The following is a 23,435-nucleotide window of genomic DNA, read 5'->3' on the forward strand; positions in this document are numbered from 1 at the left end:
CCTGATCGCGGCGACCCGCTTCACCCGGCTCCGCCGCGCTCGCGATCGCCGACTACCTGATCGCGGCGACCCGCTTCACCCGGCTCCGCCGCGCTCGCGATCGCCGACTACTCTTCGCCGCGCGCCCGCGACTCGTAGGCCCTGCGCTTCTCGGCGTCGACGTGGTCGGTGAAGACGTGCTCGCCACCGAGCGCGCGGTTCAGCCCCTCCGACAGCGCGCGCGGCATGAACTTCTGCGACGCGATGATCGCGCCGGCAGTCTTGGTGACCCGCACCCGCGGCCGGGGATGCGCGACCAGCCTGACGATGGCCTCGGCGATGTCTGACGGCTCGGCGTTCTTGACGCCCTTGGCCCCGGAGGTGCCTGCGATCAGCTCGGTGTTCACGAACGTGGGCATCACGAGCGAGAATTTCACGCCGGACGAGCGGTTTTCGATCCGGGCGGCATCGGTGAACCCGATGACCGCGTGCTTGCTGGCGCAATAGGTGGCCGCGCCCGCGATATACGTCTCGCCGGCCAGCGAGGCGACGTTGATGACGTGGCCGGAGCGGCGGGGAGCCATGCGCTGGACCGCCAGCTTGCTGCCCAGGATCACGCCGTAGACGTTGATGTCGAGGACGCGCCGGGTCACGGAGTCGGGCTCGTCGACGATCCGGCCGAGCGGCATGATGCCGGCGTTGTTGACCAGCACGTCGATCGGGCCGAGTTGGCGTTCCACCTCGTCGAGGAAGTCCGAGAACGAGTGCGGGTCGGTGACGTCGAGTTTGCCGTAGACGTCCAGGCCGAGCGCGGCGCCGGATTCCTTTACCCGCACCTCGTCGACGTCGCCGATCGCGACTTTGGCGCCGAGATTGTGCAGCGCGGTCGCGGTGGCCAGCCCGATGCCGCGGGCGCCGCCGGTGATCACGATGACCTTGCCGCGAACCTTGAGGCCAATCGATGCCGTGTCTGCCATTGCCATACCCTCCGGATTCTTGACGGGTGTCAACACGGCAATCTACGCCGCACCGCGACCTGATCCGCCGAGCCCCGGATACTGCAACGATGACCGAGGTGCGGGCGGCGGTACCGGCGGATGCCCACGCGGTGGCCGGCCTGCACGCGCGGTCGTGGCGGGTGGCCTACCGGGGCCTGATCGCCCAGGACTACCTGGACAGCCTCACCGCGGAGGCGTTGGCCAGCGGCTACACCTTCGGCCGCGTCGGGTCGCGGATGCCGTTCACCTTGGTCGCGGTCGACGGGCCGGCGATTCGCGGCTTCGCCACCACGGGCCTGTACCGCGACAGCGACCTACCGAACTTCGGTGAGCTGATGGCGCTCTACGTCGACCCGGCCCACGTGGCGACGGGCGTCGGGCGTCTACTCATGACCGCGGCCCGCGCGCGGTTGCGGTCGGTCGGCGTGAGGGGCGCGGTGCTGTGGGTGCTCGACGCGAACACCCGCGCCCGCCGCTTCTACGAGCGCGACGGCTGGGAGACCGACGGAGCTTGCCGTCCAACGACTTTCGGCGGCCAGACGGTGCGATTGGTGCGTTATCGGCTACGGCCGGTGTAACGATCCGGCGCCGTCACCAGCCGGCCGAACCGGGACCGCCTTTGAACGGGCCGGTCACCCAGCTGGTGATCCAGCCGCCGTAGAACCCCCCGGGCTGGGGCACGACGACCTCCCCGTTGACCGTGCAGCGGTCGACGGCGCCGGCCATGACCGCGACCGCCCCGGCGATCGATTCGAATCCCGGCGCCGGGTCCGGATAGCTCCAGGCGGATTTCGGGGCGACGACTCCGCCGCCGATCAGGTCGTAATACGTTGCCCGGCCTTTCCATTCGCACCAGGAGCTTCCGGACGTCTCGCGCAGCGCCCCTTCGACAAAGGCCTCGCGCGGCAGGTAATAGGTCGGCGGATGACTGGTCTCGAGGACCCGCCAGGCCCGCGGGCTGCGCGCGACGACTTCACCGCCCAACTCGACGGTGATCGCACCGGTGAACGGCTCGACGCGGGGTGGGCGCGGGTAATCCCACACCGACTCGCTCTCAGGCCCGGATCGGCTCATCTGTCGTCATCCCGGCTCATGGGTTCCCTGGTGCGGCCTACGGCCAGTATTCGTTCATCGGCTGAGCGTACTTGTCGTTGTTCGTGAGCCGGGGAAGCTGCAAGGAGTCCTCGATGGTGCGCAGCAAGCCGTAGTGGTTGTTGTGGGAGGTGGACACCAGATGCCCTTGGCGCATCCCCGAATTCGACGATGGTATGACGATCATGGGGATGTGGTTGCCCTCGTTACCGATGGTCAGTGACAGGTTGTTGAAGTCCTCGTCCCACGTGATGAAGATGGCGCTGCGTTGGGTCTGGAAAGCCGGCGAATTCACGATCGTGGGCAACACCTGCTGCAGAAACTGATCGCCGGCCTTGATGTTGTACTGATGCGAGGTCAGCTCACTGCCGACGAAGCGGAGGTTGACCGGGCCTTCCATGTTGTTGTTTTCGTCCGCCGCGAACCAGACGAAGTTCGGGGTGGTGGAGGCCGAAGCGAGATCGGTCGCCATCCGCGTCAGCGGCAGCACGTGCGCCTGGCAGCGGGCGGCGTTGGAGACGATGTCGTGGAAGGCGAGAAACGGTAGCTCACCGGGGCTATACGGACCGCTCGCCGCGGTTGCGCACGGTCCGGGCATGGATTGCTCGTAGCTGGCCCACGTCTTGCCCGCCCCCTCGATGGAGTCGGCCAGGTTCGGCGCGTCGAAGCAGTTCATTTCGCAGTTGTAGTTGGCGCCGAAGTCGGATCCGCCGAGGATCGGATAGTAATTCGGCAGGCTCGGATGGGTCAGGGCGAAGTAGTTGGACCCGTACCCGTACGAGCTGATGAGGCTGTTGATGTACGGCGCATTCGGGCTGCCCACAACGTCTTTCACGCCGTGATTCTCCAGGTAGACCAGGAACACGTGATCGAGGGGCCCGACGGTCGACGCGGGCGGGGTGAGTGGCGGCGGCGCGGCCAAGGGGGCGCCGATGGTGAACGAGAGGTTGTCGGCGTACGAGTGGTTGTAGGCGCCGCCCGCCCAGTGGGTGTCCTTGAAGGTCACGGTTACGCGCGCGCTGCGGGTGCCCGCCGGGATCGTCCCGGTGGTGTCGCGTTCGGCCAACTCGGTCTGGAACCCACGCTGCAGAATCGAGACCGGCCCGATTTTGCCTGTGCCCAAGGGTAATTGGCTGGCGGCCAGGAACTCGACGGTGGCCGACGCCTCGGACAGTTCCAGCCGGTTGCCACCGAGCCAGCCGCTCAGCGTGAACGGCACGGTGCCGGTGTCGATCGCCGCCGCCGCACCGCTGAGGTCGACGACCTGGGTGAGCGTGGACGTCGCCACGTTGCCACCGCCGAAGTACTGGGCGCCGCCGTCTGGCGGTCCGTGCTGGGCGGCCGGGAATGCCAGGAACTTCGGCATGGTCGGCCCCGGCGACCCGAGCGGCGAGGGCAGCCGGACCAGCGTGTTGTACTTGATCACGGTCGGTGTGCCGGTCGCGGTCCAGCCCGGTATCGTCACCCCGCTATAGCCGGACAACGACGGGTCGCCGAGCTCGGCACCCGGGTTGACCAACAGGTTCGGGCTCATCGTGGCTGCGGCGGCCGCCCTCGGCGCGGTGAACGTCGACAGCACCAGCATCGCGGCCCCGACGGTGGCGCCGGCCACACGACAAAGGCGACAGAACATTCAGGCATCACCTCTGTCGTTGAGACGCCGCGCATTTGCTCCGTCGATGGTGAGCTACGCCACGCTCAACTCCTACGCTGTTGCGCGAACCGATACCCAGCGGTTGCCATTCGGTGACCGAGTCGGTGAGGCGATGTCAGGAGAAGTCGTGTATTGGCGCGCCCGTCATCCGACGGCAAGCCACACCAGGCTGGCGCCACCGGCCAGGGCGCAGTAGACGGCGAACGGGGTGAGGGTGCGGGTCTGGAAGTACTGCGTCAGGAACCGCACGGCGAGGTAGGCGCAGACGAAGGACGCGATGCTGCCGGCCAGCACCTGGCCGTGGATTCCGGTGGCGCGGGGCCCGAACAGTTCCGGGATCTTGTACACGCCGGCGGCCAGGATGATGGGGGTGGCGAGCAGGAAGGAGAACCGGGCGGCGTCCTCGTGGGACAGGCCGCGCCACAGCCCCGCCACCATCGTGATGCCGGAGCGGCTGATGCCGGGCAGCAGGGCCAGGATCTGCGCGGCGCCGATCAGGATGCCGCGGCGCAGCGGAAGTTGGGCAAGGCGGTGGTCGACGGCCTCGCCGGTGTGCTCGCGCTGTTCCTCCGTCGGCTGTTCCCGGTCGGGCGCGGGGGCGACGCGCCGGCGCAGCACCTCTCCCGCATACAGGGCGATGCCGTTGAGCACCAAGAAGATTGCCGCGGGAATGGGCTTGCCGAGCGTGGTGCGGAAGGTCCGTTCCAGGAGCAGCCCGGCCAGCCCGACCGGGATGGTGGCCCCGACAATCAGCCAGGCCAGCCGCTCGTCGGGGGTCTGAATGCGGCGATACCGCAGCGAGGACACGAATCCGGCCACGATGCGCAGCCAGTCCCGCCAGAAGAAGACCAGCAACGCGGCGGCGGTCGCCACGTGCAGGCCCACGATGAACGCGAGGTAGGGCGACTCCGGGGCCGAGACGCTCAGGTCCTGGGCCCACCGGCCGCCGACGACCGCGGGCACCAACACGGCGTGCCCGAGGCTGGAGACGGGGAACAGCTCGGTGACGCCCTGGAAAGCGCCGACGACCACGGCCTCGATGTAGGTCAGGTGCGCGCTCATGTGGGATGCCTCCGTCGGCTCGTGGTGGCGGATACGGCCTCGCCGATCGGCCTGTGACGATAGCCGACGCCGCGTTCGCCCACTCAATCAGCTTGCCCGGTCGGCCTTTCGGCCGCTGGGGCGGCGGTCGGCCCGGTCAGACCCCGAACCTGCGGGTACGGTGTGCTGATGTCCGACGGGTTGCTCGACGCCGTGCGCGTCCTCGACTTGTCTAGCGGCAACGGCGACGAGGTGACGCGCCTGTTTGCCGACCTGGGCGCCGACGTGCTCAAGGTCGAACCCCCGAGCGGAAGCCCGGCGCGGCATGAGCCGCCGACGCTGGCCGGTGCGAGCATTCCGTTTGCCGTGCACAACGCCAACAAACGCAGCGTGGTGTTGGACCCGTACGACGAGGACGACTGCGCGGTGTTCCTCGACCTGGCCGCGCAGGCCGACATCCTCGTCGACGACGGCTTCTACGGCGAGGCACCGACGTTCGGGACGTCGGTGGAGGAGCTGGCCGCCCAGCATCCGCACCTGGTGGTGTTGTCGATCACCGACTTCGGAGCGACGGGCCCGCGGTCGTTGTGGCGGGCCACCGATCCGGTGTTGTACGCGATGTGCGGCTCGCTGTCGCGGTCCGGCCCCACCACCGGCACCCCCGTATTGCCGCCGGACGGCATCGCGTCGGCCACCGCCGCCGTCCAGGCCGCCTGGGCGACCCTCGTCGCCTACTACAACCGATTACGGTGCGGCACGGGTGAATTCATCGACTTTTCCCGGTTCGACGCGGTGGTCATGTCGCTTGACCCGGCGTTCGGGGCGCACGGGCAGGCCGCCGCCGGAATCCGCCGCACCGGCCAGTGGCGGGGGCGCCCGCGCAACCAGGACGCCTACCCGATCTATGCGTGCCGGGACGGCTACGTCCGGCTCTGCGTGATGGCGCCGCGCCAGTGGCGGGGACTGCGGCGCTGGCTCGGCGAGCCGGACGATTTCCAGGACCCGAAATACGACGTGATCGGCGCGCGCTTCGCCGCGTGGCCGCAGATCAGCGAGCTGGTCCAGACGCTGTTCGCGGGGCAGACCATGAAGGACCTGGTGGCCGCCGGCCAGGCCCACGGCGTGCCGATCGCCGCCGTACTGACGCCGCCGTGGGCGATGGGTTCCGAGCATTTTCGGGCGGTGGGGGCGATCACCGACGCCGAGCTCGTCCCGGGCGTGCGGGCCAGCGTCCCGACCGGGTACTTCGTCGTCGACGGGCGCCACGCGGGCTTTCGCAGCCCGGCACCCGCCCTCGGGCAGGACGCGCCGGGCTGGCGCGGCAACCCCGCCGTGGTGCAGTCGCCCTCCGGCCGCGTCGGTGACTTCCCGTTTGCGGGCGTGCGCATCCTCGACCTGGGCATCATCGTCGCCGGCGGCGAGCTGAGCCGGTTGTTCGGCGATCTCGGCGCCGAGGTCATCAAAATCGAAAGCTCCGAGTACCCGGACGGGCTGCGGCAGGCCCGCGTCGGGGAGGCGATGAGCGAGTCGTTCGCCTGGACCCACCGCAACCACCTGGCGATGGGCCTGGACCTGCGCGGCCCCGCCGGCAAGGAGATCTTCACCCGGCTGGTCGCGGAGTCCGACGCCGTCTTCGCCAACTTCAAGCCGGGAACGCTTACCGCCCTGGGCTTTTCCTACGACAAGCTGCGTGCCGTCAACCCGCGGATCGTGCTGGCCGAGAGCAGCGCCTACGGTGACCAGGGCCCGTGGAGCACCCGCATGGGCTACGGGCCACTGGTGCGCGCCGCCACCGGCGTCACCCGCCTGTGGACGGCCGACGATCCGGAGAACCCCGACGGCGCTGCGCGCCATGCCTTTTACGACGCGACCACGATCTTTCCCGACCACGTGGTCGGGCGGATCACGGCCATCGCGGCGCTGGCCGCGCTCATCCACCGCCACCGGGCGGGCGCCGGGTCACACGTGCACGTCTCGCAGGCCGAGGCCGTGATCAACCAGCTCGACGCCTTGTACGTCACGCAGGCCGCGCTGGACGCGGGCGTGCCGAGAATCTCCGAAGACACCAGCCTGCACGCGGTCTACCCGTGCGCGGGCGACGACGAATGGTGCGTCATCTCGATCGGTTCCGATGAGGAATGGCGCTGCGCCGCAGGCGTTTTCCAGCATCCAGAGTGGGCCGACGACCCGCGTTTCGCCACCGCTGAGGCCAGGCTGGCGAACCGGCGCGAGCTGGTCGAATCGGTGTCGGCCTGGACCCGCAGCCGCACCCCGGCGCGGGCGGCCCAGCTGCTGCAGTCCTCCGGGGTTGCGGCCGGACCGATGAACCGGCCGCCGGACATCTTGGAGGACCCGCAGCTCGTCGGGCGCAAGTTGTATGCCGAGATGTCGCATCCGCTGATCGAACGTCCGCTGCCGGCGGAGACGGGCCCGGCGCCGTTCCAGCACATCCCGCGGGCGCCGCAGCGGCCCGCGCCGCTGCCGGGCCAGGACACCGTCGACATCTGCCGGAGACTGCTCGGCATGAGCCCCCAGGAGATCGACCGCCTCATCGGCGAGGGCGTGCTGTTCGGGCCGCCCTGACTCGGGGGTGAATCCAGCCCACGCGACCGGACGGATCGATAGCCACGCGCTGGACTCGATGGCGCGACTCCTCAGCGGGCCGTACACGGCCCGCATCGATAGCCACGCTAAATTCGCAGTATGACCGTGGACCCCAGAACACCCGTGCTGATCGGCTACGGCCAGGTCAACCACCGCGACGAGATCGATCCGGACAAGCGGTCCGTCGAACCGGTTGACCTGATGGCGGCCGCGGCCCGGCAAGCCGCCGACGCGCGGGTGATCGAGGCCGTGGATTCCATCCGCGTGGTGAACATCCTCTCGGCGCACTACCGGGATCCTGGGCTGCTGCTCGGCCAGCGGATCGGCGCCGCCGGTTTCACCACGCTGTACAGCCCCGTCGGCGGCAACGTGCCGCAGTCCCTGGTCAACCAGGCGTGCCTGGACATCCAGCGGGGCAGCGCCCAGGTGGTGCTGCTGGCCGGCGCCGAAACCTGGCGCACCCGCCGGGGCCTGCGCGCCAAAGGCGGCAGGCTCGAGTGGACCGTCCAGGACGAGTCCGTCCCGATGGCCGAGGTCAGCGGCGACGACGTCCCGATGGCGGGCGATGCCGAGATCAGGATTCGGCTGGACCGGCCGGCCTACGTCTACCCGCTGTTCGAACAGGCGCTGCGGATTGCGAACGGCGAGTCGGTCGAGCACCACCGCAAGCGCATCGGCGAACTGTGGGCCCGCTTCAACGCCGTCGCGGTCGGCAATCCGCACGCGTGGATCCGCAAACCGGTGACCGCCGAGGAGATCTGCGAGCCCGGCCCGCAGAACCGAATGATCAGCTGGCCGTACACCAAGCTGATGAACTCCAACAACATGGTCGATCAGGGCGCCGCGCTGGTGCTGACCTCGGTGGAGGAAGCCAAGCGGCTGCGGGTCCCCGCCGATCGGTGGATCTATCCGCACGCGGGCACCGACGCCCACGACACCTCGGCCATCGCCGAGCGTGACGAGTTGCACCGCTCGCCGGCGATCCGGATCGCCGGCGGTCGGGCGCTGGAGCTGGCGGGCCTGGGCGTCGACGACCTCGACTACGTCGACCTGTATTCCTGCTTCCCCTCGGCCGTTCAGGTGGCCGCGGCCGAACTGGGCCTGCCGGCCGATGATCCCGCCCGTCCGCTCACCGTCACCGGTGGATTGACGTTCGCGGGCGGCCCGTGGAGCAACTACGTGATGCACTCCATTGCCACCATGGCGGAGTTGCTGGTGGCCAATCCCGGGCGGCGCGGGCTGATCACCGCGAACGGCGGCTTCCTGACCAAGCACAGCTTCGGCGTGTACGGCACCGAACCGCCCGCCGAGTTCCGTTGGGAGGACGCGCAACCCGCCGTCGACCGGGAGCCCACCCGGGACGGTTTGGTGGAATGGGAGGGTGTCGGCACGGTGGAAGCGTGGACGACGCCGTTCGATCGCGACGGCCGGCCGGAGAAGGCCTTCCTGGCCGTGCGCACGCCCGACGGTTCACGCACCCTTGCCCTGATCACCGACAGCGCCGCGGCGGCGGCAACCGTGTGTGAGGACATCGGCGGCGCCAAGGTCGCCGTCGCCGCCGACGGCTCCGCCGCGCTGCAGTAACCCGGCGAAAGGCTTTCCGCCAGCTCAGGGTCCCGTTTGGCCGGTAACGGTCGCGTAGGCGACGCCGTCTTGCCTATTGTTGAGTTTGAGGTCGGGGGAGGTGAGCCCAGGTGCAGATCCTGGTTACCGACGCCACCGGCGCACTCGGGCGGCTGGTTGCACGGCCGTTGATTGCTGCCGGGCACACGGTCACCGGCATTGCTGAGGCCCCGCACCCCTGCCTGGACCGCAACGTCGAGTTGGTTTGCGCCCCGCTGCGCAACCCCGCCCTGCGGGAGCTCGCCGAGGAAGCCGACGTGGTGATCCACCTGGCCCCCATCGACACCACCGCGCCCGGCAGCGCCGACATCGACGGCCTCGCGCACGTGACGGATGTGGCCGCCCGCGCCGGTGCCCGGCTGCTGTTCGTCTCGCACGCCGCGGGGCGGCCCGAGCTCTACCGACCGGCCGAGGAGCTGGTCGCCACCAGCTGGGGGCCCAGCCTGGTCGTTCGCATCGCCCCGCCGGTCGGCCGGCAGCTCGACTGGATGGTCTGCCGGACCGTGGCCACGCTGCTGCGCACCAAGGTGTCGGCGCGGCCGATGCGCGTGCTGCACGTCGACGACCTGGTGCGCTTTATGGTCTCGTCGCTGAACGCCGACCGCACCGGTGTGGTGGACCTCGCCTCCCCGGACACCGTCAACGTGGTCACCGCGTGGCGGATGCTGCGCGCCGCCGACCCGCGGTCCCGGCTCAGTCGGGTCCGCAGCTGGCACCAGCTCATTCCGGACATGGATATCGCGTCGGCGCAAGAGGATTGGTCGTTCGAGTTCGGCTGGCAGGCGCTCGAAGCGGTGGCCGACACGGCCCGCGGACTCGCCGGGCGCCGGATCGCGGCGGCGGGGGCGACCGGCGATGGGCACCGACTGGCGCTCCCGGTCGAGGCCGCCCCACGCGCCCACCCTTCCGACGGGGGACACAGCGCGGCACCCGACGGCGTCGAAGGTGAATTCGACGACCGGATCGACCCCCGCTTCCCGATCTTCAGTGCGGGCAACCTCGCCCGGGCGCTGCCCGGGCCGCTCACCCCGATCACGCTGGATGTCCAGCTGAGCGGGCTGCGCACGGCGAATCGGGTGCTCGGTCACGTGTTGGCGCTCGGCGGCGTGGTGGGCGAGGAGTGGGGCAACCGGGCCATCGCCGTCTTCGGTCATCGGCCCTACGTCGGGGTGTCGGTCAACATGGTCGCCGCGGGGCAACTCCCCGGCTGGGACCAGAACGCCGTCGCTCGCAACGCCCTGGTCGGGCGGCCGCATGTCGGAGACCCGCTCCCGTTCGGTGAGCCCGCGCTGGCGGGCGGCGCCCTCGGCTCGGTCGCCAAAGCCGTCGTCGCCGGGCGATCGCTGGTCCTGTTGCGCCACCTCAAGGCCGACACCCGGGCGTACGGCGCGGCCGCCGAAACCGAACAGCTCGACGCCGCACAGCTGGCGGCGCTGCCCGGTCCCGGGCTCGAGGTTCGGGTTCCCTTGCTGCGGGACCGCATTCACCAAGGCTGGATCCTGACCGCGTTGTGGTTGATCGACACCGGCGTCACCGCGGCGGCGCTGGAGCGCAGCAAGGCGGCTCCCGGCGTGCCCGGCGTGGACATGATCATGGACAGCACCCTGGTCGAGACGGAGACCGCCCAGCTGGCAGCGGTCCTGCGGGCCGACCCGCCGTTGTGTGCGCTGGCCCGGGAAGGCAATCTCGCGAGCATCCGCGCGTTGTCGCCCACCACCGCCGCCGCCGTGGACGCCGCCGTCGCCCGCATCGGCCACCGCGGGCCGGGGGAGGCCGAATTGGCCAGTCAGACCTATGCCGACGACCCGGCGATGCTGCTCAGAGCGGCCGGGGAGGTCGCCGTGGCCGCCGCCGCGTCGACGGAGCCGCCGTCGCCGACGCTGGCCCAGCGCCTGGCCGCCAGCGCTCGCGACTCCCGCGAGCTCGCCCACGACACGACCCTGCGATTCACCCATCAACTGCGAATGACGCTGCGCGAGTTAGGCTCTCGTCGAGTCGCGGCGGACCTGATCGATGCCGTCGAGGACGTGTATTACCTGACGTGTGACGAGCTGATCACCATGCCGGGCGACGCCAGGCTGCGGATCAAACGCCGCCGCGCCGAACGGGAACGGCTGCAGGCGCAGCGCCCGCCGGAGGTCATCGACGGGGCGTGGACTCCCGTCGAAGGCTCAGCCCAATAGCTCGGCCAGCGGACACTCGGGATCGGCCAGCTTTTCGGGGTCGACGGAGGTCCTGGATCTGATCAGCGCTTTGACGTCGTCGAGCACGTCCCAGATGTTGACGTTCATCCCGGCCGACACCCGGTCGTGGTCGTCGAGCCAGAACGCGACGAATTCACGCCCGGTCACGTCGCCCCGGAAGACCACGCGTTCGACGCCGGAGGTGTGCCCGACATACTCCATCCCGAGGTCGTACTGGTCGGTGAAGAAATAGGGCAGCTCGGCGTATTCACCGGGTGCGCCCAGCATCCCGGCCACCGCCACCGCGGGCTGCTTGAGCGCATTGGCCCAGTGCTCGGTGCGGATCCGGCCACCGAACAGGGGGTGTTCCGCGGCGGCGATGTCGCCGACCGCATAGATGTCCGGATCGCTGGTGCGCAGGGACGCGTCGACCAGCACGCCGCCCTGAGGGCCTGGGCCCATCGCCAGCCCGGCCCGTTCGGCGAGTTCGACGTTCGGTTTGGCGCCGACGGCCACCAGCACCGCATCGGCAGCCACCGTCGACCCGTCACGCATTCTCAGCCCGGTCGCCTTGCCGCCGGCCGTCGTGATCTCCTGCACCTGCGCCTCGAGCCGCAGGTCCACCCCGTGATCGCGGTGCAGTCCGGCAAACACTTCGCCCACCGTTTCGCCGACCGCGGCCGCCAGCGGCTGTTTGGCCGTCTCGACGACGGTCACGTCGACGCCCCGCTGTCGGGCGGCGGCGGCTACCTCCAGGCCGATCCACCCGGCTCCCACCACCGCTAGCGAGGACCCGTCGGTGAGAACCGCATCCAGGGCGACGGCATCGTCATAGGTGCGCAGATAGTGGACGGCGGCGGAGTCGGCCCCGGGTATCGGTGGGCGCCGGGACGCCGATCCCGTGGCCAGCAGCAGTTTGTCGTACCGCGCGGTGGTGCCGTCGGGGAGGGTGACCGCGTGGTCGGCGGGGTCCATGGCCGACACCCGCGCACCGAGCCTGAGGTCGACGTCGTGATCGCGGTACCAGTCGTCGTTCTGCACGGTGAACTCGGCCAGCGTCTTCTTTCCGGCCAGGTACTCCTTGGAAAGCGGAGGTCGCTCGTAGGGCAGATGTTCTTCTTCGGCGAACAAGGTGACCGGTCCGTCGAACCCGTTGTCGTGCAATGCTTCTGCGGCTTTCGCTCCTGCGAGTCCGCCGCCGATGATGACGATTCCGCTAGAGCCGGCCATGATCGTCACTCCGTTCCGCCGTCGACATCCCCAGCCTACTCGGGCGGCTCACCGCAAAAGTTGTTGCAACGTCAGCGCATTGCGCACCGCGTGTCCGCCCAGGTCGTTGTTGAAATACATCCACACGTCCTTGCCGGCGTCCCGCCACGCGGCGATCCGGTCGGCCCAGCACCGCAACTCGTCGTCGGTGTAACTGCCGGCATAGATGGCGTCCTGGTCGGGGCCGTGCATGCGGACGTACACCAGATCGGTGGTAGCCCGCGGGACGCAGGCGAGCCCGGCGCCACTCATCACCACGTAGGCGGCGCGCCGGCGTTCCAGCAGGTCGTAGACCCCCGCGTCGTTCCAGGACGGATGGCGCAGCTCGACCGCCACCCGGATCGAGGCCGGCATGCTGTCCAGGAAGGCGTCCAGGCGCGCGTCGTCGCGCTGCTGCTCGGGGTGCAGCTGAAGGAGCAGCACCCCGCTGCGGTCACCCAGCAGTTCCCAGCAGCGCTCGAAGCGCTCGATCCACGGCCCGGCGGACGCCAGGCGGCGGTAGTGGGTCAGCCCTCGGTGCGCCTTGACCGACATCCTGAAGCCGTCCGGCAGCTGTTCGCGCCATCCGGCGAAGGTCGAATCTTTCGGCCAACGGTAGAAACTCGCGTTCAGCTCGACGGTGTCGAACACCTCGACGTAGCGGGCCAGCCGGCGCGCCGCGGGCAGGCCCGGCGCGTACAGCACGTCCGCCCAATGGTTGTAGGACCACCCGGAGGTGCCGATCCGCACGGTCAACCGCTCACCTGCCTGCGTACGTCGTCGTCCAGCGACATCCTGATGAGCGCGGCGGCCAGCCGCGCGTTGGCCTGCGGCGCAAGCGCTCCCAGCTTTGCCGGCTGCGTGGGCAGACCCAGTTGTCCGGCCGCCTTGGTGGCGCGGTCGTCGAAGTAGGGCCGTACCCAAGTCCACACATCCTGCACCTCGCGCAGGTAGATGTCCGCGCCGGTATCGCCAATTCCCTTGAATTGCTTCAGCAAACGTTTCGCGGCGGCGATGTCGCGCTGACTGCGGTCGGCGAGTCCCCGCAAGTCGCCGGAATACTCGTCGCGCACGCGTTCGGCCATCTCGGTGAGCCGGGTGGCCGAGCTTTCGTCGTAGCGCACGTAATGGGCGCGGCCGAAGGCGTCGATCATGGTCTGCCGATCGGCGGCGAGCACCGCCTTCGGTGTGCGCAAGCCCGCCTTGAACAGTTCGCGCCCGGCGCTCATGGCGATGGCGGCATCGATCGGCTTGCTGGCCAGCATGCAGATGACCAGCAGCTGAAACAGTGGCCTCGGCTTGTCGGCGAGCTTGATTCGCGCCTCGGCGGCATAGGTGGTCCCTGCAACGTCAAGCAGCCGTCGCACCAGCTGCGCGCTTGCGGGCATACCCGATCACGTACCCGCGGCGGGTACCGGCCAACCTCGCCGGCTCACTTGGGGGGCAGGCCGCGCGCGTATCCGACGCCGCGGGTTACCCAGACCTGGAGCTGACGCCTGGTGCGCAGCCCGGCGGTGTCCACCCGGACCCAGCCGCGAACATCACGGCCCCCCATCACCATCGGGCCGACGTGGTCGCGCCGCAGTACCTTGTCGAGGTCCTCCGCCGGCACCCGGACCAGCAGGCCGCCCTGGCGGCTGACGGCCACGGACATGTTGCCGTTGACCAGAAAGGCGAGCCCACCGAACATGCGTTTCTCTTCCACGCCGCGCTCGGAGGCCACGATCTCGCGGATTTCGTCGGCCAGCTTCTCGTCGTAGGCCATGCCCGGCGTCAGTCCAAGTCCACCCGGATGGTCAGCAGGTCGCTGCCCATCAGGCGCACCACCGCGCTGTTGAGGCGCGGCAGGTTGCCGAGCCGCTGCAGGGGGTCGTCGTCCGGCAGCAGATGCGCGGTGCCGTTGCGCCATCGACCGCCGATACGCACCCGCACCGCGGGATCGGCCTTGATGTTGTGGACGTAGTCGGAGTGTTCGCCGTGTTCGGAGACCATCCAGAATTCGTTGCCGACCAGGCGCCCGCCCACGGCGGTCCGCCGCGGCTTGCCGCTCTTGCGGCCGGTGGTTTCCAGGATGATCCCCGGCATCTGCCGGCCCACCGGGTTGACGAGCAGACGCTGCACGCGGTGGACAACTTGCCGTTTGAGACTCACTGGTCCATTCAACGCCGAACTCGCCGCCGCTGTCACCGTGCAACGAGAACGGCCGCCCCTTGCGGGGGCGGCCGCCTCGTTATGCCGTTTTAGGTCCCGGGGTTGATCCCGCCGTTGACCTGGCCTGAACCAGACGCCCCGCCCGCGGGCGTGAACACCTGGAAACCAGTGGACGTGTTAACGCCCCACTGACCCAGCTGCGGGTTGAAGACGACGGGAAGCTGGGTCCCGTCGGGGTCACCCACTGGCGGAACCCAGGTGGCCGGGAGCCCGTAGCGGACCGGGTCGTTGTAGTGCCCCGGCGGCGGAGTCCGGTCGTGTCCCGGAGGAAGTGGGCTGCCCGGCGCGTTGCAGTTGACGCCCGGCGCACCCGGGTTGCAGATCGGTTGTCCCGGCACATATTGGCCGGGGCCCGGCACGTCCCGGTCGCCGCCCGGCACGTTCGGGCCGGGCACGTTCGGTCCCGGAATATTCGGCCCAATCGGATCGGCCTGCGCCATCCCGGCGCCGATTCCGAAGGCCGCGGACGTGATGGTGCCGGCCATGACCGCGCCGGCTGCGATTCTGTTCAACTTCATGATGAATCCCCTTGTCGAGCAGTTTGGCTGCCTTCGCAGCTGAACCATTGACTTGGTGATTCGCTCACCCCATCGCCCTTGCGGGCAGTCGAACCTCCAACCACCCAATACCCGGCAACTCGATGCGGAAAACCTCTGCGCCCTATTTGCTGCGTCCACGCAGGTCGGTCCCGTTGTCCAACGAATCGCGGACCCCGGGGGCTCAGCCGGGCGGGGCGCAGGAACCCCGAGGGCGCGTAACACCCGCTCGCGCGGCACGCCGGACACGCTCCGCCGGGATGCGAGCGAATCTGCCGCGCATCCCGGCCAGGCTCAGATCACGCAGCGACTGTGGCAGCCTGCGTCACGGGTTCCAGCGCCTGCGCGACGATGTCGGCGACGTCGGTCATCGGCCGCACGTCCAGCGCGTCGAGCACCTCGGCGGGCACGTCATCCAGGTCGGGCTCGTTGCGCGCCGGGATGAACACCGTTGAGAGGCCGGCCCGTTGCGCCGCCAGCAGCTTCTGCTTCACGCCGCCGATCGGCAGCACCCGCCCGTTCAGCGTGACCTCGCCGGTCATGCCGACGTCCGAGCGCACCTGACGTCCGGTCGCCATCGACACCAGGGCGGTCACCATGGTGACCCCGGCCGACGGGCCGTCCTTGGGCACCGCGCCCGCGGGCACGTGCACGTGGATGCGCCGGTCGAGGGCCTTGGGGTCGACGCCCAGCTCGCCGGCGTGCGAACGGACATAGGACAGCGCGATCTGCGCCGACTCCTTCATCACGTCACCCAGCTGACCGGTCAGCTGGAGACCCGGCTCACCGTCCGTGGCGCCGGCTTCGATGTAGAGCACGTCGCCGCCCAGACCCGTGACCGCCAGGCCGGTGGCCACTCCCGGCACCGCCGTGCGTTCGGCCGACTCGGGGGTGAACCGCGGGCGGCCCAGGTACTCGACGAGGTCCGGCTCGTCGACGGTGATCGGCCCACTGTCGTCCGCCAGCTTGGTGGTCACCTTCCGCAACGCCTTGGCCAGCAGCCGCTCGAACTGCCGGACCCCGGGCTCGCGGGTGTAGTCCGCGGCGATCTTGCGCAGCGCCGCGTCCGTCAGCGTGACTTCGTCGTCGGTGAGCGCCGCGCGTTCCCGCTGCCGGGGCAGCAGGTAGTCGCGGGCGATCGCCACCTTGTCATCCTCGGTGTAACCGTCGATCTGCACCAGTTCCATGCGGTCCAGCAGGGCCGACGGGATGTTCTCGATCACGTTGGCGGTGGCCAGGAACACGACGTCGGACAGGTCCAGGTCCAGATCCAGGTAATGGTCGCGGAACGTGTGGTTCTGCGCCGGGTCCAAGACCTCCAGCAGGGCGGCCGAAGGGTCACCCCGGTAGTCGGAGCCGACCTTGTCGATTTCGTCCAGCAGCACGACGGGGTTCATCGACCCGGCCTCGCCGATGGCCCGCACGATCCGGCCCGGCAACGCGCCCACATAGGTGCGCCGGTGCCCGCGGATCTCGGCCTCGTCTCGCACACCGCCCAGGGCGACGCGCACGAACTTGCGGCCCAGGGCCCGGGCGACGCTCTCGCCCAGTGACGTCTTGCCGACGCCGGGGGGACCGGCCAGCACCATCACCGCGCCGGAGCCGCGGCCGCCGACGACCTGCAGGCCGCGTTGGGCGCGGCGCGCCCGCACGGCCAGGTATTCGACGATGCGGTCCTTCACGTCGTCCAGCCCGTGGTGGTCGGCGTCCAGGACGCCGCGCGCGGCTTTCAGGTCCGTCGAGTCCTCGGTCCGCGCGTTCCAGGGCAGGTCGAGCACGGTATCCAGCCAGGTGCGGATCCAGCCGCTCTCCGGGCTCTGGTCGCTGGAGCGTTCCAGCTTGCCGACCTCGCGCAGTGCGGCCTCGCGCACCTTCTCGGGCAGGTCGGCGGCCTCGACGCGGGCGCGGTAATCGTCGGATCCGTCGGGTTCGCCCTCGCCGAGCTCCTTGCGGATGGCGGCCAGCTGCTGGCGCAGCAGGAACTCCTTCTGGGTCTTCTCCATGCCCTCGCGGACGTCCTCGGCGATCTTGTCGTTGACCTCGACCTCGGCCAGGTGGTCGCTGGTCCAGTCGATCAGCACGCGCAGCCGCTCGGCGACATCCTCCGTCTCGACCAGTTGCCGCTTCTGCTCGCTGGACAGGTAGGACGCGTAGCCGGAGGTGTCCGCCAGCGCCGAGGGGTCGGTCAGCCTGTTGACGTAGTCGACGATCTCCCAGGCCTCGCGCCGTTGCAGCATGGCCAGCAGCAGCTTCTTGTACTCGGCGGTCAGCGCCTTGATTTCGTCCGTCGTCTCGACCTCGGGGACCTCGGTCACCTCGACCCACAGCGCAGCTCCGGGCCCGGACGCGCCGGTCCCCATCTGCGCCCTGCGCTCACCGCGCACGACGGCCGCGGTGCCGCCGCCCGCGATGCGTCCCACCTGCAAGATCTTGGCGATCACGCCGTGCGACGGGTAGCGGTCGTCCAGCCGGGGCGCGATCAGCAGCTGCCCGGATTCGCTCGCCTGGGCGGCGTCGATCGCCGCCCGCGCGGCCTCGTCGAGCGCGATCGGCACGACCATGCCGGGCAACACGATGGTGTCGGTGACGAACAGCACCGGCATTGATTTGGCTTCAGCCATCAATCCTCCAAAACTGAGTCTGATGCGCTCAACCCAGGCCGGGGCCCGTTTGTTCCCGGGGAGTGAGGCCGTCACGAGTGTGCGGCCGGGCTCACATCCGGTGCCGAGTGTGCGGCCAGCGTCACGCTGGCGAAATCGGCCCCAGCCGCCGCAGTTGCGTCACGTGTTTGGGCGACAGCTCTTCGAGACAGGTGACGCCCAGCAGCCGCATGGTCCGGATCACGCCTTCGGCCAGGATGTCGATCGCGCGGGTGACACCGGCCTCGCCGCCGGCCATCAGGCCGTACAGGTAGGCCCGGCCGACAAGCGTGCAGCGCGCGCCCAGCGCGATGGCCGCCACGATGTCGGCGCCCGACATGATGCCGGTGTCCAGCAGGATCTCGGTGTGCTCGCCGACCTCCCGGGCGACCGATGGCAACAGGTGAAAGGGCACCGGGGCCCGATCCAGCTGGCGCCCGCCGTGATTCGACAACACGATGCCGTCGACACCGCGGTCGACGACGGCGCGGGCGTCGTCGAGCGTCTGGATGCCCTTGACAACCAACTTGCCCGGCCACTGGGCCTTGATCCACTCCAGGTCGTCGAAGGTGAGGCTCGGGTCGAACATGGTGCTCAGGTACTCGGCGACCGTCCCCGGCCAGCGGTCCAGCGACGCGAATGCCAGCGGCTCGGTGGTCAACAGGTCGAACCACCATTTCGGATGCGGGACCGCATCGAGCACTGTGCGCAGGGTCAGCGTCGGCGGGATCGTCATGCCGTTGCGGTTGTCGCGCAGCCGGGCACCGGAGACCGGGACGTCGACGGTGGCCAGCAGGGTGTCGAAACCCGCGTCGGCCGCCCGCCGCACCAGCGCCATCGACCGCTCGCGGTCGCGCCACATGTACAGCTGAAACCACTTCCGGCCCTGCGGCACAGCGGTCACCAGGTCCTCGATCGAGCAGGTGCCGAGCGTGGACAGCGAGAAGGGGATACCGGCCTTGGCCGCCGCCGCCGCGCCCGCGATCTCGCCCTCGGTGTGCATCAACCGGGTGAAGCCGGTGGGCGCGATGCCGAACGGCAGGACCACCGGTTGACCCAGCACGTTCCAGCCGGCGGTGACGTTGGTGACGTCGCGCAGGATGGTCGGGTGAAACTCGATGTCGCGGAACGCTTGTCGGGCGCGTGCGATGGACAGCTCGTCCTCGGCCGCGCCGTCGGTGTAGTCGAACGCCGCCCTGGGCGTGCGCCGTCGGGCGATGCGCCGCAAATCGTCGATGGTGTACGCGGTGTCGAGGCGGCGCTTGGTCGCGTCGAACTGCGGCCGCTTGAACTTGATCAGCGGCGCGAGATCACGCACCTTGGGCACTCGCCGTTTGGCGGCCTTCCGTCCTTTGGATTCCACAGTGTGCAACCGTAGTCACATGCAAGCGGACAGCGACCCGTTCGGCCTCGAGCGCTTCGTCGAGGCGCAGGGCCCGGTGTACCGCAACGTGGTCGAAGAGCTGCGCGCCGGGCGCAAGCGCAGTCACTGGATGTGGTTCGTCTTCCCGCAGTTACGCGGCCTGGGCGGCAGCCCAACGGCGGTGCACTACGGCATCTCGTCGCTCGACGAGGCCCGCGCATACCTGCGGCACGAGGTGCTCGGGCCGCGCTTGCACGAGTGCGCCCGACTGGTCAACGAGGTCCACGGCAAATCGGTGAGGGACATCTTCGGCTCGCCCGACGACCTCAAGCTGCGCTCGTCGATGACGCTCTTTGCGCGCGCGACCGACGATAACGAGGATTTCCTTGCGGTTCTGGACAAGTACTACGACGGCCGGCAGGATCAGCTGACCCTGGCGCGCCTAGGCGGGGCCTAGAATCCGCCAGCCGTGCGGTTCCACGACCAGCGTGTCCACCACCTCTTGGGGCGGCGCCGCCGATCCCCCGATGACCTTCCATTGGGCCGTGCCCACCTCCGGCAGCGCCAGGCTCAGCGGCTCGTCGTCGATGTTCAGCGCGACCAGCAGCGCGTCGTCCCCGCTGCGGGTCTCGTACACGTAGTGCCGGTTTTGCAACCGCACCGGGCTGGTCGTCGCCCGGTGCAACCACGGGTGCCTGCGCCGCAGCCCCACGAGGAACTGGTGCAACGCCCACACCTGCGCCCCGAAGGCATCCAATTTCAGTGGGGGAGAGGAGAACTCGGGCCGAACCGCGTCGTCGCCGCCGTAACGTTCCTCTTTCACGCCGCGGAATCCCAGCTCGTCGCCGGCGTAAATGCTGGGCACGCCGCCGACGGTCAGCAGGATCAACAGCGCGTGCGCCACGTGCTCGGGGCGATCCAGCCGGCTCGCGATGCGGGTGACGTCGTGGTTGCCGATGAAGGTGAGCGGGGCGAAACCGGCCAGGAACTCGCCGTGTCGCTGCAACGCCCAGTCCAGCTCGAAGAAGTTGCCGTCGTTGAGGCTGCTCCAGATCGCCTTCCACAACTCGTACTGGGTGGCCGAGTCGAACGTGGCCGCCCGCACCACCGCGGCGTAGTCACCGTGGATGAGCTCGCCGACGAACCAGGAGTCCGGGAACCGCTCGCGCACCCGCGGCAGCGTGGACGCCCAAAACCTTTCTGGCACAGTGTAAGCGGCGTCGAGGCGCCACCCGTCGGCGCCCCGCTGCAGCCAGTGCGTCATCACGTCGACGGTGTAGTCGACCACGTCGGGATTGTCGTGATTGAGCGTGATCAGCTCCGCGTGGCCCTCGAACGTGTGAAAACGGCCGGGGCGCCCGCGAAACCAGCGCGCGGCCGCCTCGTCGGTCGGCGCCTCGCGGTAGCGGGGGAAATCCAGACCGACGTGATTGAAAACGCCGTCGAGCAGGATGCGCAGGCCGCGGCGGCGGGCCTCGGCGACGAGATGGTCGAAATCGTCGTCGTCACCGAGCCGGGGATCGATGCGGTAATGGTCGGTGGTGTCGTAACCGTGTGTGCGCGAGGCGAAGATCGGTCCCAGCGCGACGCCCGAGGCGCCCAGCGCGATGGCGTGGTCGAACCAGTCGACGAGCCGCCGCAGCCGGTGTTGGTCCGGCTGCGGCGGCTCCGACGACGCGGGAAAGGCGCCGACGAACCCCAGTGGGTAGACCTGCCACCAGATCGCGTGCTCTACCCAGGCTGGTGCCGTCACTGCGTCAGCCGACGGTGGCCGGCGTCTGGGAGGCGGCGAGCGCTTGCGCCACACCGGAGACGATCGCGGCGGCCTTCAGCGCCTCGTGGATGGTCTCCCGGCTCACGCCCGCCTCGCGCAGCGTGTGCTCGTGGGAGGCCACGCAGTCTGGGCATCCGTTGATCGCCGAGACCGCGAAACACCACAGCTCGAAGTTCGCCTTCGCCACGCCGGGATTGGCGATGATGTTCATCCTCAATCCCGCGCGCAGGTCGTCGTACTTGCCGTCGAGGAAGCCCCGGCCACGGTAGAACACGTTGTTCATGGCCATGATCGATGCGGCCCCCAGCGCCGCGGTGTATGCCTCGGCGGACAGGATGTCGGCCGCCTCGGCACCGATCTCGCTGATCACCTGGGTGTTTCGCGTCGCCGCGGCGGTAGCCAGCAGGGTGCCCCACAGCTGTTCCTCGTTGAGCTCGGTCGTGCGCGTGATCGAGCCCAGGTTGAGCTTGAGGTCCTTGGCGTACTCAGGCAGTGCCTCTTTGAGATTCTCTACGCTCATCTCGCCTCCTCATCAGACCTTAGGTGACTAGGCCGAGGCCTTGAGCAGCTCGGTGGCGTTCAGCGTCGGGTCGCCCTTGCGCCAGTTGCAGGCGCACAGCTCGTCGGACTGCAGCGCGTCCAGGACCCGCAGCACTTCCTCCACGTTGCGTCCCACGGAACCGGCGGTGACCGAGACGAATTGGATCTCGTTGTTGGGGTCCACGATGAAGGTCGCGCGGTCGGCCACGCCGTCGGCGTTGAGGACGCCGGTGGCCAGGCTCAGCTCACGCTTGATGTCCGAGAGCATGGGGAACGGCAACTTCTTCAGGTCCTCGTGCTGGGCGCGCCAGTTGAAGTGCACGAATTCGCTGTCGATCGACACGCCCAGGACCTGTGCGTCGCGGTCGGCGAACTCGTCGTTGAGCTTGCCGAACGCGGCAATCTCGGTCGGGCACACGAAAGTGAAGTCCTTGGGCCAGAAGAAGACAACGCGCCACTTGCCCTCGTAGTCCTCGTTGGTCACGGTGGTGAAGTAGTCCTCGGGCTGTTGGGCGTCGACCTTGGACAGGTCGCCCGCGATCAGCGCGGTGAGCTCGTAGGCGGGGAACTGGTCACCGATGGTCAGCAGAGGCATGTCGCTCCTTATTGGATTTACTCAAGATTAGCGGTCATTGCCTATAGTGCCGTTCGCCCTGGCTGAAGTAAAGGTGATATGTCCCACTATACTTATCGGTATGCCCGATAAGACTTATCAGCCCACGATCGCCGGGCTCCGCGCGTTCGTCGCCATCGCCGAAAAGCGTCAGTTCAGCGGCGCCGCAACCACTCTCGGCGTCAGCCAGTCCACGTTGTCGCAGGCGCTGGCGGCGCTGGAGGCCGGGCTCGGCACCCGGCTCATCGAACGCTCGACCCGGCGCGTCCTCTTGACGGCCGAGGGTGCGGAGCTGCTGCCGCGGGCCCAGGCCGTGATCGAGGCGGTGGATGCGTTCTCCGCCGCCGCCGCCGGCTCGTCCTACCCACTGCAGGCCGGCATGCGGCTCGGGCTGATCCCGACGGTGGCGCCCTACGTCCTGCCGACCGTGCTGGCCGGCCTCGCCGAGCAATTTCCCGGGATGACGTTGCGGGTGACGGAAGACCAGACCGAACGACTGTTGACGGTGCTGCGGGAAGGGGCGCTGGACGCGGCGCTGATCGCGCTGCCCGCCGACGCCGGCGGCGTCACCGCGATCCCGATCTACGACGAGGACTTCGTCCTCGCGCTGCCGCCCGGACACCCGCTGTCGGGAAAACGGCGGGTGCCGACCACGGCATTGGCCGACCTGCCCTTGCTGCTGCTGGAAGAGGGGCACTGCCTGCGCGATCAGGCCCTGGAGGTGTGCCACAAGGCGGGCGTTCGAGCGGAGCTGGCCAACACCCGCGCGGCCTCGTTGGCCACCGCCGTCCAATGCGTGACCGGCGGGCTGGGGGTCACGCTCATTCCGCAGAGCGCGGTACCGGTCGAGGCGACGCGCAGCCGCCTCGGCCTGGCGCAGTTCGCCGCGCCGCGACCCGGACGGCGCATCGGCCTGGTGTACCGCTCGTCCAGCGGCCGCGACGAGTCCTACCGGCAGCTGGCGCAGACCATCGGCACCCTGATCAGCGGCGAACACCAGGTGCGGCTGGTCAAATAGCCCGGCCCAGGCCGTCCAGCCGGCGGGTAGGTTCTGCCTATGGAAAAGGTCATCGCCGTGCTCATGCGTTCCGATTCGGACGAACAGTGGTGCGCCCGCCAGCGGGGCCCCGTCGCCGACGCCCTGTTGGCGCTGGGTCTGCCGGGGCTGTCGGTCAACGTCCGCGACGACGCGGTGCGCCATTCGCTGATGACGCTGACGACGCTGGATCCGCCGGTCGCAGCGGTGGTGAGCGTGTGGACCCAACAGTGCTACGGCGAGCAGATGGCGGCGGCTCTCACGCTGCTCGAGGCCGAATGCGAGCAGTTTGCCGCGTACC

At 69.3% G+C, this 23,435-nt stretch carries 21 protein-coding genes and 1 pseudogene; 7 read left to right on the forward strand and 15 right to left on the reverse strand.

What is annotated here, in order from left to right:
- Nucleotides 1-107 precede the first annotated feature (107 nt).
- A complete protein-coding gene (locus A5713_RS06935) occupies nucleotides 108-956 on the reverse strand; it encodes an SDR family oxidoreductase (RefSeq protein WP_068093942.1) in 849 nt (282 codons plus the stop codon).
- Between the two features lie 89 nt (nucleotides 957-1,045).
- On the opposite strand from A5713_RS06935, the gene A5713_RS06940 reads away from it, so the two are divergent.
- Complete coding sequence (locus tag A5713_RS06940; protein ID WP_068093946.1) at nucleotides 1,046-1,555, forward strand: GNAT family N-acetyltransferase; 510 nt, start codon at nucleotides 1,046-1,048, stop codon at nucleotides 1,553-1,555.
- A gap of 13 nt (nucleotides 1,556-1,568) precedes the next feature.
- Here the strand turns inward: A5713_RS06940 and A5713_RS06945 are convergent, their stop codons facing one another.
- From A5713_RS06945 to A5713_RS06955, 3 genes are all read right to left on the reverse strand, one after another.
- Entirely contained in the window at nucleotides 1,569-2,051 is a 483-nt protein-coding gene (locus A5713_RS06945; protein ID WP_068093950.1) for a DUF427 domain-containing protein, read from the reverse strand.
- A 37-nt stretch (nucleotides 2,052-2,088) separates the two neighbouring features.
- Nucleotides 2,089-3,681, reverse strand: coding sequence for an alkaline phosphatase family protein (locus A5713_RS06950; RefSeq protein ID WP_231980270.1), 1,593 nt, complete (start codon nucleotides 3,679-3,681; stop codon nucleotides 2,089-2,091).
- 186 nt (nucleotides 3,682-3,867) lie between these two features.
- Nucleotides 3,868-4,785, reverse strand: coding sequence for an undecaprenyl-diphosphate phosphatase (locus tag A5713_RS06955; RefSeq protein ID WP_068093960.1), 918 nt, complete (start codon nucleotides 4,783-4,785; stop codon nucleotides 3,868-3,870).
- Between the two features lie 168 nt (nucleotides 4,786-4,953).
- On the opposite strand from A5713_RS06955, the gene A5713_RS06960 reads away from it, so the two are divergent.
- From A5713_RS06960 to A5713_RS06970, 3 genes are all read left to right on the forward strand, one after another.
- Nucleotides 4,954-7,347, forward strand: a complete 2,394-nt coding sequence (locus tag A5713_RS06960; protein WP_369804375.1) for a CoA transferase — start codon at nucleotides 4,954-4,956, stop codon at nucleotides 7,345-7,347.
- Nucleotides 7,348-7,467: 120 nt separating this feature from the next.
- A complete protein-coding gene (locus A5713_RS06965; RefSeq protein WP_068093964.1) occupies nucleotides 7,468-8,952 on the forward strand; it encodes an acetyl-CoA acetyltransferase in 1,485 nt (494 codons plus the stop codon).
- A gap of 110 nt (nucleotides 8,953-9,062) precedes the next feature.
- The gene (locus A5713_RS06970) at nucleotides 9,063-11,174 is read left to right on the forward strand and encodes an NAD-dependent epimerase/dehydratase family protein (RefSeq protein WP_068093968.1); all 2,112 of its coding nucleotides are present in this window, start codon (nucleotides 9,063-9,065) and stop codon (nucleotides 11,172-11,174) included.
- On the opposite strand, the gene A5713_RS06975 is transcribed toward A5713_RS06970, so the two are convergent.
- The 8 genes from A5713_RS06975 to A5713_RS07010 all read right to left on the reverse strand — a co-directional run bounded on the left by A5713_RS06975 (nucleotide 11,163) and on the right by A5713_RS07010 (nucleotide 19,171).
- Complete coding sequence (locus A5713_RS06975; RefSeq protein WP_068093998.1) at nucleotides 11,163-12,404, reverse strand: NAD(P)/FAD-dependent oxidoreductase; 1,242 nt, start codon at nucleotides 12,402-12,404, stop codon at nucleotides 11,163-11,165. The two genes, A5713_RS06970 and A5713_RS06975, sit on opposite strands and share 12 nt — an antisense overlap.
- 48 nt (nucleotides 12,405-12,452) lie before the next feature.
- Nucleotides 12,453-13,178, reverse strand: a complete 726-nt coding sequence (locus A5713_RS06980; RefSeq protein ID WP_068093971.1) for a DUF72 domain-containing protein — start codon at nucleotides 13,176-13,178, stop codon at nucleotides 12,453-12,455.
- Entirely contained in the window at nucleotides 13,175-13,810 is a 636-nt protein-coding gene (locus A5713_RS06985; protein WP_068093974.1) for an endonuclease, read from the reverse strand. Before A5713_RS06985 ends, A5713_RS06980 begins: the two co-directional genes overlap by 4 nt.
- Nucleotides 13,811-13,854: 44 nt before the next feature.
- On the reverse strand, nucleotides 13,855-14,187 hold the full coding sequence (locus A5713_RS06990) for a TfoX/Sxy family protein (RefSeq protein ID WP_068093976.1): 333 nt from the start codon (nucleotides 14,185-14,187) through the stop codon (nucleotides 13,855-13,857).
- A gap of 8 nt (nucleotides 14,188-14,195) precedes the next feature.
- The gene (locus A5713_RS06995) at nucleotides 14,196-14,573 is read right to left on the reverse strand and encodes a nitroreductase family deazaflavin-dependent oxidoreductase (RefSeq protein ID WP_068093979.1); all 378 of its coding nucleotides are present in this window, start codon (nucleotides 14,571-14,573) and stop codon (nucleotides 14,196-14,198) included.
- Nucleotides 14,574-14,662: 89 nt separating this feature from the next.
- Nucleotides 14,663-15,151, reverse strand: coding sequence for a hypothetical protein (locus A5713_RS29075; protein WP_068093982.1), 489 nt, complete (start codon nucleotides 15,149-15,151; stop codon nucleotides 14,663-14,665).
- Nucleotides 15,152-15,468: 317 nt separating this feature from the next.
- The gene (lon, locus tag A5713_RS07005) at nucleotides 15,469-17,790 is read right to left on the reverse strand and encodes an endopeptidase La (protein ID WP_068093985.1); all 2,322 of its coding nucleotides are present in this window, start codon (nucleotides 17,788-17,790) and stop codon (nucleotides 15,469-15,471) included.
- 121 nt (nucleotides 17,791-17,911) lie between these two features.
- The gene (locus A5713_RS07010) at nucleotides 17,912-19,171 is read right to left on the reverse strand and encodes an alpha-hydroxy acid oxidase (RefSeq protein WP_102417474.1); all 1,260 of its coding nucleotides are present in this window, start codon (nucleotides 19,169-19,171) and stop codon (nucleotides 17,912-17,914) included.
- A gap of 19 nt (nucleotides 19,172-19,190) precedes the next feature.
- Between A5713_RS07010 and A5713_RS07015 the strand changes: the two genes are divergently transcribed.
- Nucleotides 19,191-19,628 carry a DUF1810 domain-containing protein gene (locus tag A5713_RS07015; RefSeq protein ID WP_067925703.1) on the forward strand — a complete coding sequence of 146 codons (438 nt, stop codon included), beginning with the start codon at nucleotides 19,191-19,193 and terminating at the stop codon, nucleotides 19,626-19,628.
- Here A5713_RS07015 and A5713_RS07020 read toward each other — a convergent pair.
- Genes A5713_RS07020 through A5713_RS07030 form a run of 3 tightly spaced genes read right to left on the reverse strand, consistent with a single transcriptional unit; the run spans nucleotide 19,614 to nucleotide 22,080 of the window.
- Nucleotides 19,614-20,924, reverse strand: coding sequence for an alpha-amylase family protein (locus tag A5713_RS07020; RefSeq protein WP_068093990.1), 1,311 nt, complete (start codon nucleotides 20,922-20,924; stop codon nucleotides 19,614-19,616). The two genes, A5713_RS07015 and A5713_RS07020, sit on opposite strands and share 15 nt — an antisense overlap.
- A gap of 4 nt (nucleotides 20,925-20,928) precedes the next feature.
- Nucleotides 20,929-21,465 carry an alkyl hydroperoxide reductase gene (locus A5713_RS07025; RefSeq protein WP_067925697.1) on the reverse strand — a complete coding sequence of 179 codons (537 nt, stop codon included), beginning with the start codon at nucleotides 21,463-21,465 and terminating at the stop codon, nucleotides 20,929-20,931.
- A 27-nt stretch (nucleotides 21,466-21,492) separates the two neighbouring features.
- On the reverse strand, nucleotides 21,493-22,080 hold the full coding sequence (locus tag A5713_RS07030; protein ID WP_067925694.1) for a peroxiredoxin: 588 nt from the start codon (nucleotides 22,078-22,080) through the stop codon (nucleotides 21,493-21,495).
- A 100-nt stretch (nucleotides 22,081-22,180) separates the two neighbouring features.
- On the opposite strand from A5713_RS07030, the gene A5713_RS07035 reads away from it, so the two are divergent.
- Nucleotides 22,181-23,116: a hydrogen peroxide-inducible genes activator gene (locus A5713_RS07035; RefSeq protein WP_067925691.1), complete on the forward strand. Its 936-nt coding sequence runs from the start codon at nucleotides 22,181-22,183 to the stop codon at nucleotides 23,114-23,116.
- Nucleotides 23,117-23,155: 39 nt separating this feature from the next.
- Nucleotides 23,156-23,435 (forward strand): annotated as a pseudogene (locus A5713_RS07040) (hypothetical protein); the annotation flags it as partial.

This window comes from Mycobacterium sp. E2497, assembly GCF_001668695.1.
Classification (GTDB): Bacteria; Actinomycetota; Actinomycetes; order Mycobacteriales; family Mycobacteriaceae; genus Mycobacterium.

What these genes read in the sequence shown, in the direction of transcription:
- A5713_RS06940 (WP_068093946.1), top strand. Translation starts at nt 1,046, where the DNA reads ATGACCGAGGTGCGGGCGGCGGTACCGGCGGATGCCCACGCGGTGGCC.
- A5713_RS06960 (WP_369804375.1), top strand. Translation starts at nt 4,954, where the DNA reads ATGTCCGACGGGTTGCTCGACGCCGTGCGCGTCCTCGACTTGTCTAGC.
- A5713_RS06935 (WP_068093942.1), bottom strand. Translation starts at nt 956, where the DNA reads ATGGCAGACACGGCATCGATTGGCCTCAAGGTTCGCGGCAAGGTCATC.
- A5713_RS07035 (WP_067925691.1), top strand. Translation starts at nt 22,181, where the DNA reads ATGCCCGATAAGACTTATCAGCCCACGATCGCCGGGCTCCGCGCGTTC.
- A5713_RS06955 (WP_068093960.1), bottom strand. Translation starts at nt 4,785, where the DNA reads ATGAGCGCGCACCTGACCTACATCGAGGCCGTGGTCGTCGGCGCTTTC.
- A5713_RS07025 (WP_067925697.1), bottom strand. Translation starts at nt 21,465, where the DNA reads ATGAGCGTAGAGAATCTCAAAGAGGCACTGCCTGAGTACGCCAAGGAC.
- A5713_RS06945 (WP_068093950.1), bottom strand. Translation starts at nt 2,051, where the DNA reads ATGAGCCGATCCGGGCCTGAGAGCGAGTCGGTGTGGGATTACCCGCGC.
- A5713_RS07030 (WP_067925694.1), bottom strand. Translation starts at nt 22,080, where the DNA reads ATGCCTCTGCTGACCATCGGTGACCAGTTCCCCGCCTACGAGCTCACC.
- lon (WP_068093985.1), bottom strand. Translation starts at nt 17,790, where the DNA reads ATGGCTGAAGCCAAATCAATGCCGGTGCTGTTCGTCACCGACACCATC.
- A5713_RS06975 (WP_068093998.1), bottom strand. Translation starts at nt 12,404, where the DNA reads ATGGCCGGCTCTAGCGGAATCGTCATCATCGGCGGCGGACTCGCAGGA.
- A5713_RS07015 (WP_067925703.1), top strand. Translation starts at nt 19,191, where the DNA reads ATGCAAGCGGACAGCGACCCGTTCGGCCTCGAGCGCTTCGTCGAGGCG.
- A5713_RS06985 (WP_068093974.1), bottom strand. Translation starts at nt 13,810, where the DNA reads ATGCCCGCAAGCGCGCAGCTGGTGCGACGGCTGCTTGACGTTGCAGGG.
- A5713_RS29075 (WP_068093982.1), bottom strand. Translation starts at nt 15,151, where the DNA reads ATGAAGTTGAACAGAATCGCAGCCGGCGCGGTCATGGCCGGCACCATC.
- A5713_RS06990 (WP_068093976.1), bottom strand. Translation starts at nt 14,187, where the DNA reads ATGGCCTACGACGAGAAGCTGGCCGACGAAATCCGCGAGATCGTGGCC.
- A5713_RS06965 (WP_068093964.1), top strand. Translation starts at nt 7,468, where the DNA reads ATGACCGTGGACCCCAGAACACCCGTGCTGATCGGCTACGGCCAGGTC.